The 15,308-nt window shown below is 69.2% G+C and carries 15 protein-coding genes; 5 read left to right on the forward strand and 10 right to left on the reverse strand.

Annotation, left to right across the window (positions count from 1 at the left end; all coding sequences use genetic code 11):
• Positions 1–652 precede the first annotated feature (652 nt).
• The 6 genes from IO20_RS40490 to IO20_RS0131840 form a co-directional block, all read right to left on the reverse strand.
• On the reverse strand, positions 653–826 hold the full coding sequence (locus IO20_RS40490) for a hypothetical protein (protein WP_157850833.1): 174 nt from the start codon (positions 824–826) through the stop codon (positions 653–655).
• A gap of 133 nt (positions 827–959) precedes the next feature.
• Positions 960–1,220, reverse strand: coding sequence for a hypothetical protein (locus IO20_RS0131820; protein ID WP_030557048.1), 261 nt, complete (start codon positions 1,218–1,220; stop codon positions 960–962).
• On the reverse strand, positions 1,217–1,522 hold the full coding sequence (locus tag IO20_RS0131825; protein ID WP_030557046.1) for a DUF6247 family protein: 306 nt from the start codon (positions 1,520–1,522) through the stop codon (positions 1,217–1,219). The genes IO20_RS0131820 and IO20_RS0131825 overlap by 4 nt, the downstream gene beginning before the upstream one ends.
• A 136-nt stretch (positions 1,523–1,658) precedes the next feature.
• Positions 1,659–2,485 (reverse strand): IS5 family transposase gene (locus IO20_RS39160; RefSeq protein WP_245685130.1). Its coding sequence is split into 2 segments (ribosomal slippage): positions 1,659–2,161 and positions 2,161–2,485, totalling 828 coding nucleotides; the frame shifts between segments, so codons are not numbered across the junction.
• A gap of 43 nt (positions 2,486–2,528) precedes the next feature.
• Positions 2,529–3,314: a DUF4253 domain-containing protein gene (locus IO20_RS37085; protein WP_030557041.1), complete on the reverse strand. Its 786-nt coding sequence runs from the start codon at positions 3,312–3,314 to the stop codon at positions 2,529–2,531.
• A gap of 171 nt (positions 3,315–3,485) precedes the next feature.
• A complete protein-coding gene (locus IO20_RS0131840) occupies positions 3,486–3,953 on the reverse strand; it encodes a hypothetical protein (protein WP_030557039.1) in 468 nt (155 codons plus the stop codon).
• A gap of 216 nt (positions 3,954–4,169) precedes the next feature.
• On the opposite strand from IO20_RS0131840, the gene IO20_RS0131845 reads away from it, so the two are divergent.
• Both IO20_RS0131845 and IO20_RS0131850 read left to right on the forward strand, forming a co-directional pair.
• Positions 4,170–4,376, forward strand: a complete 207-nt coding sequence (locus tag IO20_RS0131845; protein ID WP_031127766.1) for a hypothetical protein — start codon at positions 4,170–4,172, stop codon at positions 4,374–4,376.
• 295 nt (positions 4,377–4,671) lie between these two features.
• A complete protein-coding gene (locus IO20_RS0131850) occupies positions 4,672–5,322 on the forward strand; it encodes a DCL family protein (RefSeq protein ID WP_030557036.1) in 651 nt (216 codons plus the stop codon).
• A gap of 281 nt (positions 5,323–5,603) precedes the next feature.
• Here IO20_RS0131850 and IO20_RS0131855 read toward each other — a convergent pair whose 3' ends face one another.
• The gene (locus IO20_RS0131855; protein ID WP_157850834.1) at positions 5,604–6,056 is read right to left on the reverse strand and encodes a hypothetical protein; all 453 of its coding nucleotides are present in this window, start codon (positions 6,054–6,056) and stop codon (positions 5,604–5,606) included.
• Between the two features lie 309 nt (positions 6,057–6,365).
• Here IO20_RS0131855 and IO20_RS0131860 point away from each other — a divergent pair, with 309 nt between their 5' ends.
• The 3 genes from IO20_RS0131860 (at position 6,366) to IO20_RS0131875 (ending at position 8,514) form a co-directional block, all read left to right on the forward strand.
• Entirely contained in the window at positions 6,366–6,911 is a 546-nt protein-coding gene (locus tag IO20_RS0131860) for an NUDIX domain-containing protein (RefSeq protein ID WP_030557034.1), read from the forward strand.
• Between the two features lie 527 nt (positions 6,912–7,438).
• Positions 7,439–8,119, forward strand: a complete 681-nt coding sequence (locus tag IO20_RS0131870; protein WP_031127767.1) for an HNH endonuclease family protein — start codon at positions 7,439–7,441, stop codon at positions 8,117–8,119.
• Positions 8,120–8,163: 44 nt separating this feature from the next.
• Entirely contained in the window at positions 8,164–8,514 is a 351-nt protein-coding gene (locus tag IO20_RS0131875; protein WP_030556365.1) for a hypothetical protein, read from the forward strand.
• An 82-nt stretch (positions 8,515–8,596) separates the two neighbouring features.
• Here IO20_RS0131875 and IO20_RS0131880 read toward each other — a convergent pair whose 3' ends face one another.
• From IO20_RS0131880 to IO20_RS0131890, 3 genes are all read right to left on the reverse strand, one after another.
• Positions 8,597–10,792, reverse strand: coding sequence for a HEAT repeat domain-containing protein (locus IO20_RS0131880; protein ID WP_051875060.1), 2,196 nt, complete (start codon positions 10,790–10,792; stop codon positions 8,597–8,599).
• Positions 10,782–11,084 (reverse strand): hypothetical protein, encoded by a 303-nt coding sequence (locus IO20_RS40495; RefSeq protein WP_030556371.1) that lies wholly within the window; start codon positions 11,082–11,084, stop codon positions 10,782–10,784. The genes IO20_RS0131880 and IO20_RS40495 overlap by 11 nt, the downstream gene beginning before the upstream one ends.
• Positions 11,085–11,480: 396 nt before the next feature.
• On the reverse strand, positions 11,481–14,984 hold the full coding sequence (locus IO20_RS0131890) for a DNRLRE domain-containing protein (RefSeq protein WP_078946270.1): 3,504 nt from the start codon (positions 14,982–14,984) through the stop codon (positions 11,481–11,483).
• Between the last annotated feature and the right edge of the window lie 324 nt (positions 14,985–15,308).

Consider the following 15,308-nt stretch of genomic DNA (forward strand, 5'->3'; position numbering starts at 1 on the left):
GAACAGAGCGGACTCCGTCAGGTGTGGATCTCACTGCGCGTGGCCACTGACGTACTTCCCCTGCTGGTCAACGCTTGCTCGGCGGCATGTGTTGCCGTGCTACCTGGCGGTGCTCGCGACTACATCCCCACACCCCACAAAGGCGGCCGAGTCGACCAGCCGGCGTCCGACTGGGACTGACCGGCCGAACCTCGCCTCAACCCCCCGGTCGGTCGAGAAACGACCACGCTGGCGTGACGACGGGTCGAACGTCTGGGCGGGGAAGCTGACGCTCGCGATGGGGAAATACATGACCGTCGACAGGCTTGTCGCACACCAGGCAGAGTTTCCCGTCCGCGACCACGCCACGGCCGCACCCGTTGGCGCAGACCGGTTGCTCGCCGCCGAGGCACACCACGCACAGGTCCATGCCGGGCAGGGCGAGGAGCGAGCACATGCCCTCGTCCCCGGCGCAGGGCCGGTGCCGACCGGTACCCGCAATCTCCGCCTCCAGTTGCGCGCGCGAGAAGGGGTTGGGGCGGCCCGGCGGTACTGCTCCCAGAGCGCATCTGGGCGCCGGGCCTCGCCCGCGCACGCCATATCGGCGCGGGTTGGAGCCGACCCTAGCCCCTGTTGACCAAGCTTCGCGCCCCCGTTCACCGCCTTCGTACGGTCAGTCCTGGGCAGATGTGGTGCCGGGATCGACCGGGCCGGGGCTGAGACGCCGCCGCCGGGCGAGGCGGGCCTCCAGGAGCCCGTCGGGCGGGAGCTCTGCCTTGCCCTGGCGGCGGCGTACGAAGGGGCTGGTGCTCCCTGCCTGAGCGATCCCCGTCTTACCCTCGGGCATAAGCCGCCGCCGCGTACAACGGCCTGGCGGATCGTCAACGGCAAGGCTCTGCCGGCGCCTGCAGGCGGTCCGGGTCGACCGCCGCGGCCGGCTGCGGGCGCTGCCCTTCCTGACCTGAAGGGGCAGGCTGGGGCTATCCGAGCCAGACGATGCTCAAGACCGACAGGCGGTGGGTGAGGCGGTTGACCATGTAGACGACGGAGAGCTGTCCGACGGATGCCGCGCGGACGTCCTCGCCCTCCGGGTCGCCGGGGTTCCACTGCGGCCAGCCCCACGGGGAGCGGACCGCGATGTCCAGCAGGTCGCGGACCATCTCCCGGGCGGGGTCAGGGAGCGCGGTGAGCGACTTAGCGGCCTGCGGGGACAGGCGCGCTGCCCACGGCTGCTCGGTCACGGGCGGCCGCCGAGGACGTCGTCGAGGTCCACGAAGTCGGAGTCGTCTTGTCCTGCGTCCATGAAGGCATCCACGTCCCCGGCGGCGGCGGCGCGCAGCTGCCAGGTGCGTACGACCTCGTGCAGGGGGGTGAGACTGAAGGCGTGCCGGGCGTCCTCCAGGGCCTTGGCCCAGTCCCGCTCGAACGCCGGGACCCACGTCTTTGCCCGGCGGTCCGCGCGCAGCTGGGCACGCAGTTCGGCCGGCGCGCCGGGCGCGGGAGCGTGCGGCATGGGGGGTGCGTGGTCGGGCTGGGCACTCATCGGCTGTTCCTCCCGGCGGCGGGTCCTAGCGCAACGGTACGCGCGTCGGGTCGCCGTGTAGGCGGGCATGGGCCAGATCGGCGGCGACACGCGCCCGCTTGGTGAAGGGGGATTGAACTAGGCAGTTTCGTTTGGATCAGCGCGCTGACCAGAGGAAGATGCCCGCGATGTGGAGTCCGGCCAGGTAGATGGTCGCGGTCTTCTCATAGCGGGTCGCGAGCCCTCGCCACTGTTTCAAGCGGTTGATGCAGCGTTCGACCGTGTTCCGCTGCTTGTATGCCTCGCGATCGAACGCGGGTGGCCTGCCGCCGCGGCTTCCGCGACGAAGCCGGTGACCCCGTTGATCGGCTGGAACGGGGATCCCGCGCTTGCGGAGGTGGTCGCGGATCGCGCGGGAGGAGTACGCCTTGTCGGCCAGGACCAGGTCTGGCCTGGTGCGGGGCCGTCCTCGTCGACGCGGAACTCGCAGTCGGGCCATCACGTGTGTGAAGGCGGGCGCGTCGCCGGCCTGTCCGGCCGTGAGGTAGAAGGCCAGAGGCCGGCAGCGGGCATCGGACGCGAGATGGATCTTCGTGGTCAGTCCGCCGCGGGACCGGCCGATGGCATTGTCGTCAGGCTCGCCGGCCGGGGCCCCCTTTTGCGGGCTCCGGCTGCGTGCTGGTGAGCGCGCACGATGGTGGAGTCGACCGAGACGGCCCAGTTGAGGTCTTCTTCGGCGTCGGCCTGCGAGATGAGCGCAGTGAAGACCCTCTCCCACGTGCCGTCGATGGCCCACATCCGTAGCCGGTTATAGACGCCTCGCCAGTTGCCGTACTCGGCTGGCAGATGGACCCACTGCGAGCCCGTCCTGAACTTCCAGGCGATCGCGTCTATCACTTCACGGTGGTCTCTCCACCGGCCCCCACGTTTCGGCGTCCGGTCCGGGAGCAACGGTTCGATCCGCGCCCACTGCGCATCAGTCATCGGCACACCCGAACCAACGAAGGAGGCAGCCCGGCAGTCATGCCTAGTCCCACCAGAACGACCAGGAAGTCCGTCCCACGAGGTCCGCGGCGTACTCGGGGAACGGTGTGGGCGGGTCATCGACGATGTTGTTCGCGGTCGACAGCACGTGCTCCAAAGCGAGCAGGTTCGCGTGCTCTGCTTCAGCAGGGGGTCTCGCCACCGATACGTGCAGCTCGCTGCCGAACACTGCCACGACCTGGGCGCCGAAACGGTCCTCCCAGCTCCGCAGGAGCGCAAACAGCAGAGGCAGTGGTGCCTGCGCGGACCAGCCGATCAACGCCAGAGCATCGCTGCCGCGACGGGCAGGGACGAGCACAAGGCGGCACTCGTCCAGCCCGAACTGGCCCGTCTCGATGAGCCAGGCCAGCAGGCTTGCCGTCGCTTCCTCGGGCGTCGGGTCTGCGGACGTAGCCGGCATCTGCGGCGCCAGGCCCGGCCACTGTTCGAAGGGCGGACCGGGGTCGTGTGGCCACGGCTCGATTCCTTCAGGTACCGGAGCCGGTGTCGGGTCCATCCAGAAGGGCAGCCTCCTGCGCCGGTACTCGGCAAAGTCCGTGGCCAGCACCTCCTCCAGCCGGACGGCATCAACGCGGTCCAGGCCGAGCGGTCTCTCCATGGCGTCGGGCCAGCACAGGAGCGGAACCAGGCCACCGGCCTGCTGCTCACTCAGCAGGCGAGGCCACAGATGCTCGACGTCTTGAGGAAATTCGTCCGAGACCCACACGCGTGCGGGACCGGAAGACAAGAACCGGCCGGGAGGCAGACCATCGGGCAGGGCAAACGACATGGTCGCACCGTAGACCGTGGTACCGACAGCGCGGCTACCCGCAGGGCCCAAGGACGCCTCCGCCATCAGTGATCCAAACGAAGCGCCCTAGTGCTCACCCGTCAGACAGATCTGCCCTGACGTCCGCAGTGACATCGTGGCCGTAGCTCAGCGTTCAGTTTGTGCCTTCTCTCAATCACGAGTGGGGTACAGCCACACGCGGATGTCGTAGCGCTCGGGATCGTCGGCACCCTTCGCTGCGCACCGCCACACCCTCACCTCGTGCTCGCCCTCGTCCGGGAGCACCAGGACAGGGCCGGGCTCCCGGCCTTCCACGTTGACGAGCGAAAGCTCCCTGGTGGGCGACGTGATGCGAGACATGCCCAGCAGAGTGCCTTGGGCGTCCGGCGCGGGTGACTCCCAGACTGACAGCACAGCCGCGATACCAGTCGAGGAGCCCAGCGTGGGAATGCCGATGGCCTCTCCGTTGCCCTTCACGGAGTCACCTTCAGGGATGGCGGTCACGATGTCGGTGCCAGGCCCGTCACCGGCAGACAGCCAGAATTCGCCGTGTGACACCCACATCGCGTCATACACCGTGTCCCAGGGCTGGGCGTCGGGGAACAACTCTTCTCCAGCGAAGGCCTTTTCAGGATCCATGGGGCTACCGTAAACGTCCGGCCGCTGGCACGAACCGCCCGCTTTTCGGCCTTGAGGTGCCGACCGCCCCTGGCTTCCGTTCCCGCGCGCCGGGCCTCGGGATGTTGCTCGTCGATCAGCTTCATGAACCCTGCGGCAGCAGGACGGAGCCAAGCGGGTCGTCGCCGCCGGCGGCGCCAGGTGGTTGCCTCAGCACGCCCTCTTCGAGATCGACCCTTGGTGGAACCCCCGTGGGACCTCGCCTGGCAGCGCCACTACCAGCAGGCCTCCTTGCGCCACAGCCGCGGCGAGAAGCTCACCCAGCCCGGCGACACCCGCACCTACCGCCAGTGGCTGCGCGACCCCGGCGCTGACCTCACCCATCGACCACGCACCGGCGGGCGCCCGCTGAGCGCCTTCTCGAGTACGCGGATACCGACCTGACGGACTCCATCACTCCAGGCGTGTGAGTGGACACGCAGAGCTACGCTTGCGGGGCGCCGCCGACCCCATGCGGCAGCACCACCCGGGACCTCCGGCTCCCCCGTGCCGGGGGTCCCCGCCCTGCCCGGCCCTGGCGCTGCGGAACACCCCCGTTCTACTGCCCGGCCCCAGCCGCTGGCACGCCTCGAGCGAACGGGAATAAGTATACGGAATCATGTGTTTCTATCGAAAACCGCTGTCCTTGCGGGCAAAAGCGCTCCAAGATGGACAGGACAACTGAAGAAAGGGGCGGCCCATGCCGCAGTTCTCGATAGGCCACCGCGATTACCCGACCAAGAAGGACGCGCAGGAGACCATCCGCGCAATCCTGTACAGCTACCCGGTGGGCAGCACGGTGGACAACGAGGAGCATCACCTGCTGCTCCTGGACCTCCTCGACATGCACCCCGACGCCGAGGACAAGATCGGTCCCGGTGTGGAGAGCTTCACCATCGCCCCGCCGCAGCGCGGCCCCCACCCCGGATTCCGGGTGATCCGGACCGATGGGACCCACATCGACTTCTCCTACCTGGCGTGCCTCAAGCCCCGCACATACCGCCAGCAGGTCCTCAACGTGATGGGCGACGAGGTCAAGCAGACCAAGACCGACTACTTCCAATCGCGCCGGGCCACCGGCACCCTGCGCTCGGACTCCTCAGGGCAGCCTCTGGACACCACCAACACCGCGGTGTCCTACTTCCAGGGGCCCTCGTTCAACGAGATCGCCACAGAGTTCGCCGAGTCCCTCGGCGGATGGGAGGCGATCGAGCTGACCAGTTCGGCCGAAAAGGGTCTGGGACGGTTCGTGGACCGCGACCTGGCCCAGCAGTGGTTCGACCACCACCACAGCCGCGCGGTTTTCGGACTGCTGACACAGCAGGAAAGCCTCCGCCTGCCCCGCAGGTAGACACCCCTCCATGGCCCGCACCGGCTCGTGCGGGCCATGGAAGGCCACCTGCGCAGACGCAAGCACGGCCACCCCGCTCGCCAGGGCATGCGAACCGTCCATTCACGCCGATCGCCTGCTCCGAGGCCCTCACGCGGCACGCCGGGGCAGGCCCGTCACGGAATGGTCCTCCCGCCCCGGCGCCCGGCCGAGGTTTCAAGTCCCGCGCGCGGAGCGCTGCCCGGTGGCGGCCAGGCACTAACCGGGCACACCCGCCGGGACCGAGCAGTGAAGCGCAGCGGTCAACTGGTGGGAGGCGTGCCGGACGTCTCGCCCAGACAGTCCCGGGCGTTGATCACCTCTCCGCGCAGATCGCGCCCCGGCGCGGCTGCGGCCTGATGGTTCAGGGCGGCAAGCTCCTCCGCGCTGAGGCTGTCGACCCACCTCTCCAGCCGCCGCCCCTCCGTCTCCTGGGCGTCGCGCAACTGCTCGTCGTACCAGTCGAGCTCCGCCTCGGGCTCGATGCCGCGGTACCGGAGCTTCTTCTCCTCCTGCACGAGGCTCGCCTCCCGGTCGTTCTCGGCCCGCTCGACGATGTCGCAGGGGTAGACGGCGGGCGGATCGGGCTCGGCGACGATCCGCCGGTACGCGGCGAGCATCCCAGCGATCGTCTCGCGTGATGCGCGATAGGCCGCCAGGAGTGCGGTCAGCTGCTCCAGGGTCGGGGGCTTGCCGCTGCTGCGGTTTCCCGGCACCTGAGCACGGGGATGTGACCGTGCGGGACTGCGAGGTTGCAGAACCCGTTGCCCGGGGCGCGGCATGGGGCCTGGGACGTGGGGTCCCGGGAAGGGTCAGAAGCCGATGTTTTCCGACCGGTGCACTTCGCAGCCTGCCCTGCCCCATACGAAGTAGCCGTGGCCATAGGTGCTCGGCTCCCGCTGGCAGCGCACCAGCATGACCGCTGGCCGTGCTGCCCGTCCTGCCCACCGTCCGCTCGCCCGGCGCCGGGCGAGCGGGGGAAAGAGCCTGCCCTGGCCGCCCGGGCGGCCACGATACTGACCGCCATGACCAGCACACCCGAAACCCCCACCGCAGCCCCCTACTCCCGGATCAAGATCCGGACCGGGGCCCTGGTGTTCTGCGGCAACGACGTCGCCCTCATCCGCCGCGACCGCGTCGGCTCCACCCACTACACCCCGCCCGGCGGCAACGTCGAGCACGGGGAAGACCTCGGTGAGGCTCTCGCCCGCGAGCTCGCCGAGGAACTCGACCTCGATGTCGACCAGGCCGAAGGCGGCGACCTGATGTGGGTCGTCGACCAGCGCGTCACCCGTCCCGGGCCCACCCCGCCGCCGCGCAAGCTCCACCTGATCTACCGCCTCCACATCACCCCCGAGGTCCGCGCCACCCTCGCCGAGGTCGAACTGGACGAACAGCCCGACGGCAGCCACGAGACCGGCGTCATCAAGTGGATCGACTACCGCAAGACCGCCGAACTACCCATCTTCCCGCCCATCGGGCCGGCCCTCGCCGCTCTGCCCGACCCCCGCGCCGCCGTCACCAACGCCGCCCTCGAAGCCGTCACCGACGACAACTACACCTGGGTATGACCGCAGGGCCGCCCCACGGGGCTTCCTACCCGACGAGGCAGGAGACCACGGTGCCCGCCGAGGACCCCACGCGGTGGCTCTGCAGGTCCTCGCGGTGCTGGGCGCCCGTGGTGGTGAGCCGTGTCAGTGCTTCTCCGTGTCGTCTGCACGTGTAGTCGGTTCTCCGGGCTGGCTGGCTCGTTAGGGCAGGAGCTGGAGCTGCTGCTGGCGCCGCACCGCGAGGCGCCGGACAGCGCGCGTCGGCTTGTGGACGAGCTGCGGTTCGTTGCTGGCGCTCGCTACCGGGTCGAGGGGCTCAGCTACTGGTTTCGGTGGCGTCCGAGCAGGTGAGGAGCCGTTGATCATTAGGTGCTGTGTGGACAACCAATGATCACGTAAGGATCCTTGCTCGCCGTTTCACCTGATCTTGGATGATCCATATGGGGTCGAGCTGAAGCGTTTTTCCGGTGAACCGCCGTACCCCACATGGCTGATGAAACGCGCGGTTCCGCCACGTCACCAGCGTGATCACCGCTACTCCTACAGGCATGATCAAGAACATGCTGCGCGGTGCTGCCGCGCTCTCCCTCGCCCTGGCCCCGATCGCCCTGCCGTACACGGCCGCCGCTGCCCCGGTGGCGCCGGCCGGTGCAGAGGTGCTCAACCTGGTCGACGCCGTCGAGCAGATCCCCCTCGCCGACGAGGCGCGCGCCGGATACAGCCGCGATGCGTTCAAGCACTGGAACACCGGCCTCGACCCGGCAGACGGCTGCAACACCCGCGCCGAGGTCCTCCAGGCCGAGGCGGTCCAGGCCCCGACCATGGCGGCCGGCTGCAAGCTGTCCGGCGGCCTGTGGAAGAGCTATTACGACGGCCAGGAGGTCAACGACCCCGCCAAGCTCGACATCGACCACATGGTGCCGCTCGCTGAGAGCTGGGACAGCGGGGCCTCGGGATGGACGGCGGCCCGACGGGAGGCGTACGCCAACGACCAGGACGCCGCGACCTCCCTGGTCGCGGTCACCGCCCGCAGCAACAGGGCGAAGGCCGACCGGGATCCGGCCGAGTGGATGCCGCCGCTGCCCGAGGCACACTGCCGCTACGTCGCCGAGTGGACGGCCACGAAGCTGCGCTGGGGCCTCGCCGCGGACCAGGCCGAGGCCGACGCGCTGAAGGTATACGCCGAGGCCTGCGAGACCACCGTCGTCCACTACACCCCCGCCCCGTAACCCTGCCGACCTGCACGCTCCCAACTGGACAAGGAGTTCCTCCCATGGCCTTGCGCAAGATGCTCGTTGCCGCCCTCTCCGCGACCGTGCTCGCCACCGGGCTCACCCTGACCGCCGCCGGCCCGGCCGCCGCAGCATCCTGCCCGTCCTCCGCCTCACCGGTGATCCCCGGTGCCAAAGCCCACTGGACGCTGACCTGCTCGGGCAGCACCCTCAAGGTCTACGGCTGGGTCGAGGACACCCGCGCGGACGACCACTGCGCCTTCGTCAGCGCCCACTCCGGCAACGGCGGGCACGACTCCGCGGACGTGTGCGGCTGGGGAAACCGCACCAACTTCGACATGGCCTTCCCTCGTACGAAGACAGCGGAAGTCCGCCTCTGGATCGCGGACTGACCTTCCGTCTCCAGAGCGTGCTGCGCTCGCCGGCGGCGCGGGCCACTCCCGCCTCGGCGGCGCTGCACCGGCCCGGCGGGGTCTACTCCTCCCCGCCGGGCGCACGTTCTGAGAGGTTGTGCAGGCGGGTCAGGATGGTGCGGCAGGTGTGCACGATGTCGAGGTCGGATGCGACCGCGCCGCTCCAGCGTTGGTCGTAGCGGTGGGACTGTGCGAGTGCCGCCTGGATCTGAGGCAGGGCGGGACGTGCTGCCGGGCCCATGCGGTCGAGGCACGCGACGACCGTGGGTGCGGTGGCGTCGTTGTCCTTCCAGGCGTCCCGCAGCGCCGGCAGCACCGTGTCGGCCTCGCTGTTGCCGCCTATGTCCCACAGGGCCGACGCGGCGTGGACGAGGGTCCACGAGTCGTTCAGCACGGCTGAGGCGTTCTGTTCGTTGCGCGTGTTCTCCTCGACCTGCCCGGCCAGTATCTGCCGCAGCCGCGGCAGTACGGGAGCGGCGGGAGGGCCGATCCGGCCGGCGAGGTCGATCGCGTCGAAGTTCCGGTGGTGCTCCAGGAGTCCGGTCAGCAGCGGCACGACGGTTTCGGGGCGGTGTTCGAGTTCCCAGAGGGCGCTCGCCGCGGCCGTCCGGAGGGTCACGTTGTCCGCCTCGGTGAGGGAACGGACCAGGTCCAGGGCGGAGGAGGCGCGGGTGCCGAACGAGGCAAGTGCCTTGAGGGCGGCCTGTGCGGTGTGCCACTGCTCGTGCCGGACGGCGGCCCGGAGGGCGTCGGTGAGGGCGGGCACGGCCGCCGGATCACCGAGCCTGGACAGAGCGGTAGTGAGCGCGGTGAAGCCGAAACCGGGCTGCTCCCGGGAGGGGTCGATGTCGGCGAGGTGGCGGATGAGGCGGGGTGTGAGTTCGGCGGCGGCCTGGGGCAGGTGGCCTGCCGCGTTCACCGCGCGCCAGGCGTCGGTGCCGGTGTCCAACGCGGTCAGCAGGCTCGGCAGGGCACGTTCGTCCCCGAGGCCGGCCAGCGCCACGACGGCCATCTGGTGAGCCCGGCGCACATCGGGGTGCGGGCTCGCCCACGCATCGGGCCGGTGCTCGGTGCGGTGGGCGGTGACGTAGGCGGCGAGGGCTTCGCGGGCCGGTTCGGCGAGGGCGGCCAGTGAGCCGAGGGCCTCGGCCGCTGCCGCGGCGGTGTAGGCGTCGCGCGGGAGCAGGCAGTCGCCGATGAGCCGGACGAGACGGGTGTGATCACCACGCCAGGCGGTGATCAGATGGCGTGCCATGTCGATCGCGTCGTACCGGGTGCCCGGGTCCGGACTGCACAGTTGCTCGGCGAGCAGGGCTGCCCGGTCGTCGAGGCGTGCGTCCAGGGTCGCGTGGAAGGCTGTCAGCAGAGCGGTGGTGGGGGCGTGGACGCGTCCGTGACGTTCGAGGTCGGCGAACGCGGCGGCGATGTAGCCGGGAACATCCGCGTCGGCTTCGGGCTCGGAAACGCACGTGCAGGGACGCGACGCGTCCCGGCCTTCCTCCTTGTTCTCCTCGGGCGCGGGTGTCGGGGTGATCTGGCGCAGGAGTCCGATGGCGGTGGGCACCGTGCGGTCGTCGATGCCTTCGGGAGCGCAGCGAGCCCGGTGGACGAGGGCCGCAAGGCGGGTGTCGGGGTCCGTAGCGCTGCTGTCGGCCAGGGCGTCGAACCATCTCCGCGCCGGTACAGCGGCAGCAGGCAGGCGGAGCACCAGATCCGCCATCGTCCGCACCACCAGCCCACGCGCGGCGACCTCGCTCTCCTCTACCAGACGGTCCCGCAGGAGCGCTACCGCCCGCTCGGCATCGTCCAGGAAGAGCCCCAAGCCCTCAATCGCGGCCCTGCGCACCCTGGGGTCGGGATCACTGGCGTAGGAGACGAAGGCGTCAGCGTGCTCGCGCATCAGGTTCGCGGTGTCCGGGTAGATCGTGGACTCTGCGCCGTCGGGGCCGCAGATGACGGCGTAGATCTCCTCGGCGTCGATCACCTCCCGCCCGATGCTGAGCAGCAGCGCAACGACCGCCCCACGATCAGGCGTTGCTGGATCGTCCGCCATGGCGAAGAGGAAGGGCAGACTGGCCACCGTGCTCGGGTACACGCTCCCCTGGTGGAGGGCCTGGTTGTAGAAGTCGCCGAATGCCTTGTCCCGGACCTCGGGGTCAGCTGACGCCATACCGAGCAGCCATCCCGGCACGTCGTCCGCGGGACCGTAGGCGTGTTCCAAGGAGCCCCAGTCGATACGTTCCAGGTCATTGATCATGGCTGGCACTATGCCGGGCAGCACTGACATCCCCCGGCAGAACGTCGGCCAGCACGTTGAGGTCGTCCCACGCCTCGGCGCGCTCCTGGATGGCCTTGGCCAGGGCCGTGTGAAGGTGCTCGGCGCGGGCACGCTGATGCGGCTCGTACTGCGCCGAGCTGGGGAAGCGGGACGCGTCGAGCCCGTCGGTGACCGGACGGGGCGTGCCAGGGGTCTTGTCCGCGGCCCACGCGTCGAGGCTTTCGGCGAGCGCCGGGCCGGGATGTCGCTGCGGTTGCGCCGGCCGTCGCACGTCCAGTGCAGTACGGCCTCGTTCCAGGGCCGGCTCCAGCGAGCAGCAGGCACAGCAGTGCCCCGGCCCTGATCGGGGCCGGGGCACTGAGAGCGGTTCGGAGCCACCTGTGTACAGCGCAAACTACGAGGTCGCCAGCCATTGCTCCCCGGGGGTGCCATGGCGATCATCACCACGCCAGCGGGGCAGGCTGTACCTGGTGACCAGTGTTCACGCGGCGCGAGTGGTGTCCTCCGCCCACGCGTGCCCCGCAGCGGGGAGGCTGCTCACCCTGCGGGGCCACTTGATGTGCTCTTCTGGGATGTACGCATCGGGGTGGCTCGACGGCGCGGGAGCTGTCTGCATGAGCTGCAGGCAGCTCCCGCGTTTTGTGACGGGCCGTGCCCCAGGTTGTGGTCAGCCGATGGCGCGGTTGCTGCCCCAGCCGACGCCGCTGGCGGCGAAGCGGGCCCCGTGTTCGGTGCGGCCGCCGGCGTAGAAGTAGAGGTATCCGTCGGATGCGACTGCCCAGATGTCGGGGATGCCTTCGCTGTCGCCATGGGCATCGGGGGTTCCCATGATCTTGGGCATGGATGCCTTGTCCCAGCCTCCGGTTCCGTAGGTCTCGTCCCGGCCGGTCTTGGAGTCGGCGGCCGTTGCCAGGGAGTTCAGGTCGACGCCGCCTCCCGTGCCGGGCTTGCCGTGTCGCAGGAGCAGGCCGCGCCCGGTTTCCTCGGTGCGGAAGAGCAGGTCGGGGATGTCGTCGCCGCCGAAGTCGGCGACCATGACCAGGTCGCGGCTGGCCCAGGGTGAGCTGGTCAGCATGCGGGCTTCGGTGAAGGAGGCTCCGTTGTAGCCGATGAAGACCCAGAGCTGGTCGCCGACGGTGGCGAACAGTTCAGGGCGCCCGTCTCCGGTGACGTCACCTGTGGCAAGGAGCTGTGTGTACGTGAAGGAGGTGTTGGTGGGTGCGTTGGGCGGGAGGAGGAGTTCGCGGCGCTTGGTGGTGTTGACGGCGCCGTAGCCGTCGCCGGGGTAGACCCACAGCTTTCCGCCGACGCCCGCGATGAGGTCTTGCAGGCCGTCGCCGCCGTAGAAGTCGCCGTTGTGGGTGATGAGCGCGCCGGAGAAGTAGCCGGAGACCGGGGCGATGAACGCTGCTTCCGTGTCGCCGCCGTTGGGGTCCTTGGCAGGGTTTTCGCGGTACGCACCGGACATGGAGTAGTCGAGGTCTCCATTGCCCTTGACGTAATTCACGTCCGTTCTGTCGGTGTGCGAGGGGTACAGGCGGAGGTTGCCGCCTGAGGTGATCGCCAGCAGGTCGGGGTGCTTGTCGCCGGTGAAGTCGCCTGCGGTGTCGGCCTGGTCCCGGGGGGTCACGTAGAAGAAGTACTTCGTGGGATCGGACACATGGTCCGCGCCGTCGACGGCTCTGACGTAGATCACGTTAGGGCCCGCGGCCGGAGGCTTGGCGCCGGAGAGCATTGCCTCAACCGTGATGGGGGCGCCGGCTGTCCGGGCCAGGGAGTAGGGGTAACTGTTGGCGTTGAAGCCGTACTCATACCGCTTGACGTCGGGGTTCAGAGCCCGGAAGTAGAACGTGCCCGGGGTGCCGAACTTCTTGGTGGACCAGTTGTCGGCGTCCTCGGCTTCGTTGCCGAAGGCGTTGTCACCACCGTCAGCGTTGGGGAAGTCGGTGGAGCGGACGCGGGGCGCCTTGGGCTTGGCGTTGTCGAAGATGAAGCGGCAGGGGACCGTGCCCGGCGCGTACGCCGAGGTGGCGCCGGCGTCGTCGATGGCGCGGACCGACCACGAGTACATGGTCTCGTTGACCATGCCGCTGGTGGAGAAGCTGGGTGTGGTGCGCAGGGCTGCGCTGGTGTCGCCGCCGACTGAGACCGTTCCGGTGGACTTGAGCATGTCGCCGGTGGTGGACCACTTGTTGGTCGGCCACATGGTGAAGTCGAGAAGGTCGAGGTTGTCGTCCTTGTCGGTGGACTTGGCGGTGAAGTTGATGGACTCCGAGCCCACCCTGACGTACGGGGGCACGGTGGTGCATTTGAAGTCGGGGCCGAGGTCGAGGTTGGTCGGCTTGCTCGGCGGCCGGTTGTAGATCAGCGTGAGGACGGGTGCGCTTTCGCCGTTCGCCTGGAACTTCTTCCAGGCGTACTGGGACTTCTCGTCCCTGGCGCGCATCCCGAACGTGATGGTGCTCTTGCCCTTGTTCGCCGTGATCTGGGAGACCGAGGTGACGTCGAAGGTCTCGTAGGCGTCGCGGCAGCCTGACTTGTATCCGTGCGCGAAGCTCCTGACTGGTGCCGCCAGGTTGCCGTCGGTGAGGGCGGGGGCGTTCTTCCAGTTGGTGCGTCCGTTGATCGGGCCGGTGTGGTGGACGCTCATGGACCGGGCGCTGCACGACCAGGAGTAGGTCTCCAGCAGGCGCAGGGTGGCCTTCTGGATCTTGGCGCCCTGGAGGCTCTTGTCGAAGGCGATGTTGAAGTACGAGCGGGAGGTGCCCCAGGTGTCGGATTCGAACCCGACGCGGGCTTCGTGGGTGCCGCCCTGGTTGAAGTCCTTGCCGTTGAAGAACGTGGCGTTGGGGTGGCGGCTGTAGGCGGTGGTCCAGTCCTGGGTGTGCTTCTTGACGGTGGGGTCGATGAAGACCGGGTAGACCGTGGTGGGGTCGTTGAGGAAGTCCTGGTGAGGAGTCAGCAGCCAGTTCCCGCCGGACAGCTCGGCTTCGACCACTTCACCGTGGGACTCGGGGGACGGGCCGTTGAGCAGGGGCAGGCTCAGTGTGGCGGCCGCGCCGGTCTGGGACGGGGCTGGTGTGGGCTCGGCCGGGGCGGAGGGAAGCGGCGGATCGGTCAGCGCGGGGGCGGCCTCATCGGTCGCCGCGGGCAGTACTTCTCCCTCGGGGTCGACCTGGTCGTTGGCCAGTTCCTCGGTCGCGCTGGGGCTCGGGGCAGGTGCGGAGCTCGTGCTGATGGTCGGCTGCGGTGCCTCGGAGGCGGTGGGCTGGGACGAGGCGCCCAGCTGGCCGTCGGTGACAGCGGGAGCGCCGCTGTTGTCCCACATGAGTGGGGTCGGTGACAGCGCGACTTCTTCACCGTCTGCGTTCTCCGCCGCGACGATGCCGGAGGCCGGGTCGAGACGGAAGGTCAGGGTGGGTGAGGAGAGTCCGTAGGACAGCTGGGCGACCCGTGGGTCGGCGGCGGCCTGACGGTTCTTCAGCACGATCAGCTGTGCGAATCCGTCGTCGTCGGCGGTCAGGACCAGGTCGGCGCCGGGGAAGATCTCCGGATACAGCGCCCGTGATCCGTCGATGATGGGCGTGGGTACGGGGCCCGGCCAGGTGAGCTGGATCTGGTGGGTTTGGGTGTCGCCGACCGTCAGGGTGACCAGCGGGCTCGCCACCTCCTCCGCAGCTGCTGCGGGCAGGAGCGAAACGCGCCGGGCGTTCGTGCGGGAAGCGCGGCCGGAGGAGGCGTCCTTGGTGCCTGCGGAGAACGTGACCCGCGTGTTGGTCGCTTTGGGTTCCCAGCCTTCGTCCGTCCGGCGCAGGGTGGTGTCGACCGGCTTCCACTCCTGGCCGACCTTCGCCCATATCGGGGAGGCGTACAGCTTCTTCGTCATGAGTCCGTCGGGGCGGGCCCATGTGGTCGAGCGAGCGGTTCGCAGCGCCGTCACCTCGACCTGCTTGCCGCTCTTGCGGGCCTGCGCGGACGCGACGTCCTGCGTCACTGTTTTGGCCTGCTGCTGCCGGGTCTTGTCGTTCTTGCCGGCGGCGGGTGCCGGGGAGGTGTTCTCGGAGGTCGCGGCCTCGAAGCCCGCGTAGGTGATCCCGCCTGCGGCGAGCGCGGCGGCAACCACTACAGCGCTCACCCGCCGACCGGGCAGCCGACGCCATGTCTGTCTCATTCGGTGTGGACTCCTTCTCGGCACCCGGGCACTCACGGCACCGGCTGAAACCACTGAGCCGGCCATGACGTGTGGATGAGTGAGTCCGCGGCGGAGCACCTTCCCGCAAGGGCATGACTGGGCGAGCCGATGATGACCCATCAATCTCGCGCCGTCACCCTGCGCGTCGCCGGGACACGGAACGCTGTCAGCAGGTCGCGAACGCAGGCCCCGGGAGTGAGCGACGCCCTTGAGGCATGAGAAGGGGTATCCCGAAGGGAATGATTTGCAGGAAACCGGGGTGAATAGTCGTCAGGGAGAGGCACTTCAGGGGTAGATGTATTA

The organism is Streptomyces exfoliatus, assembly GCF_000725545.1.
Lineage (GTDB): Bacteria > Actinomycetota > Actinomycetes > Streptomycetales > Streptomycetaceae > Streptomyces > Streptomyces exfoliatus.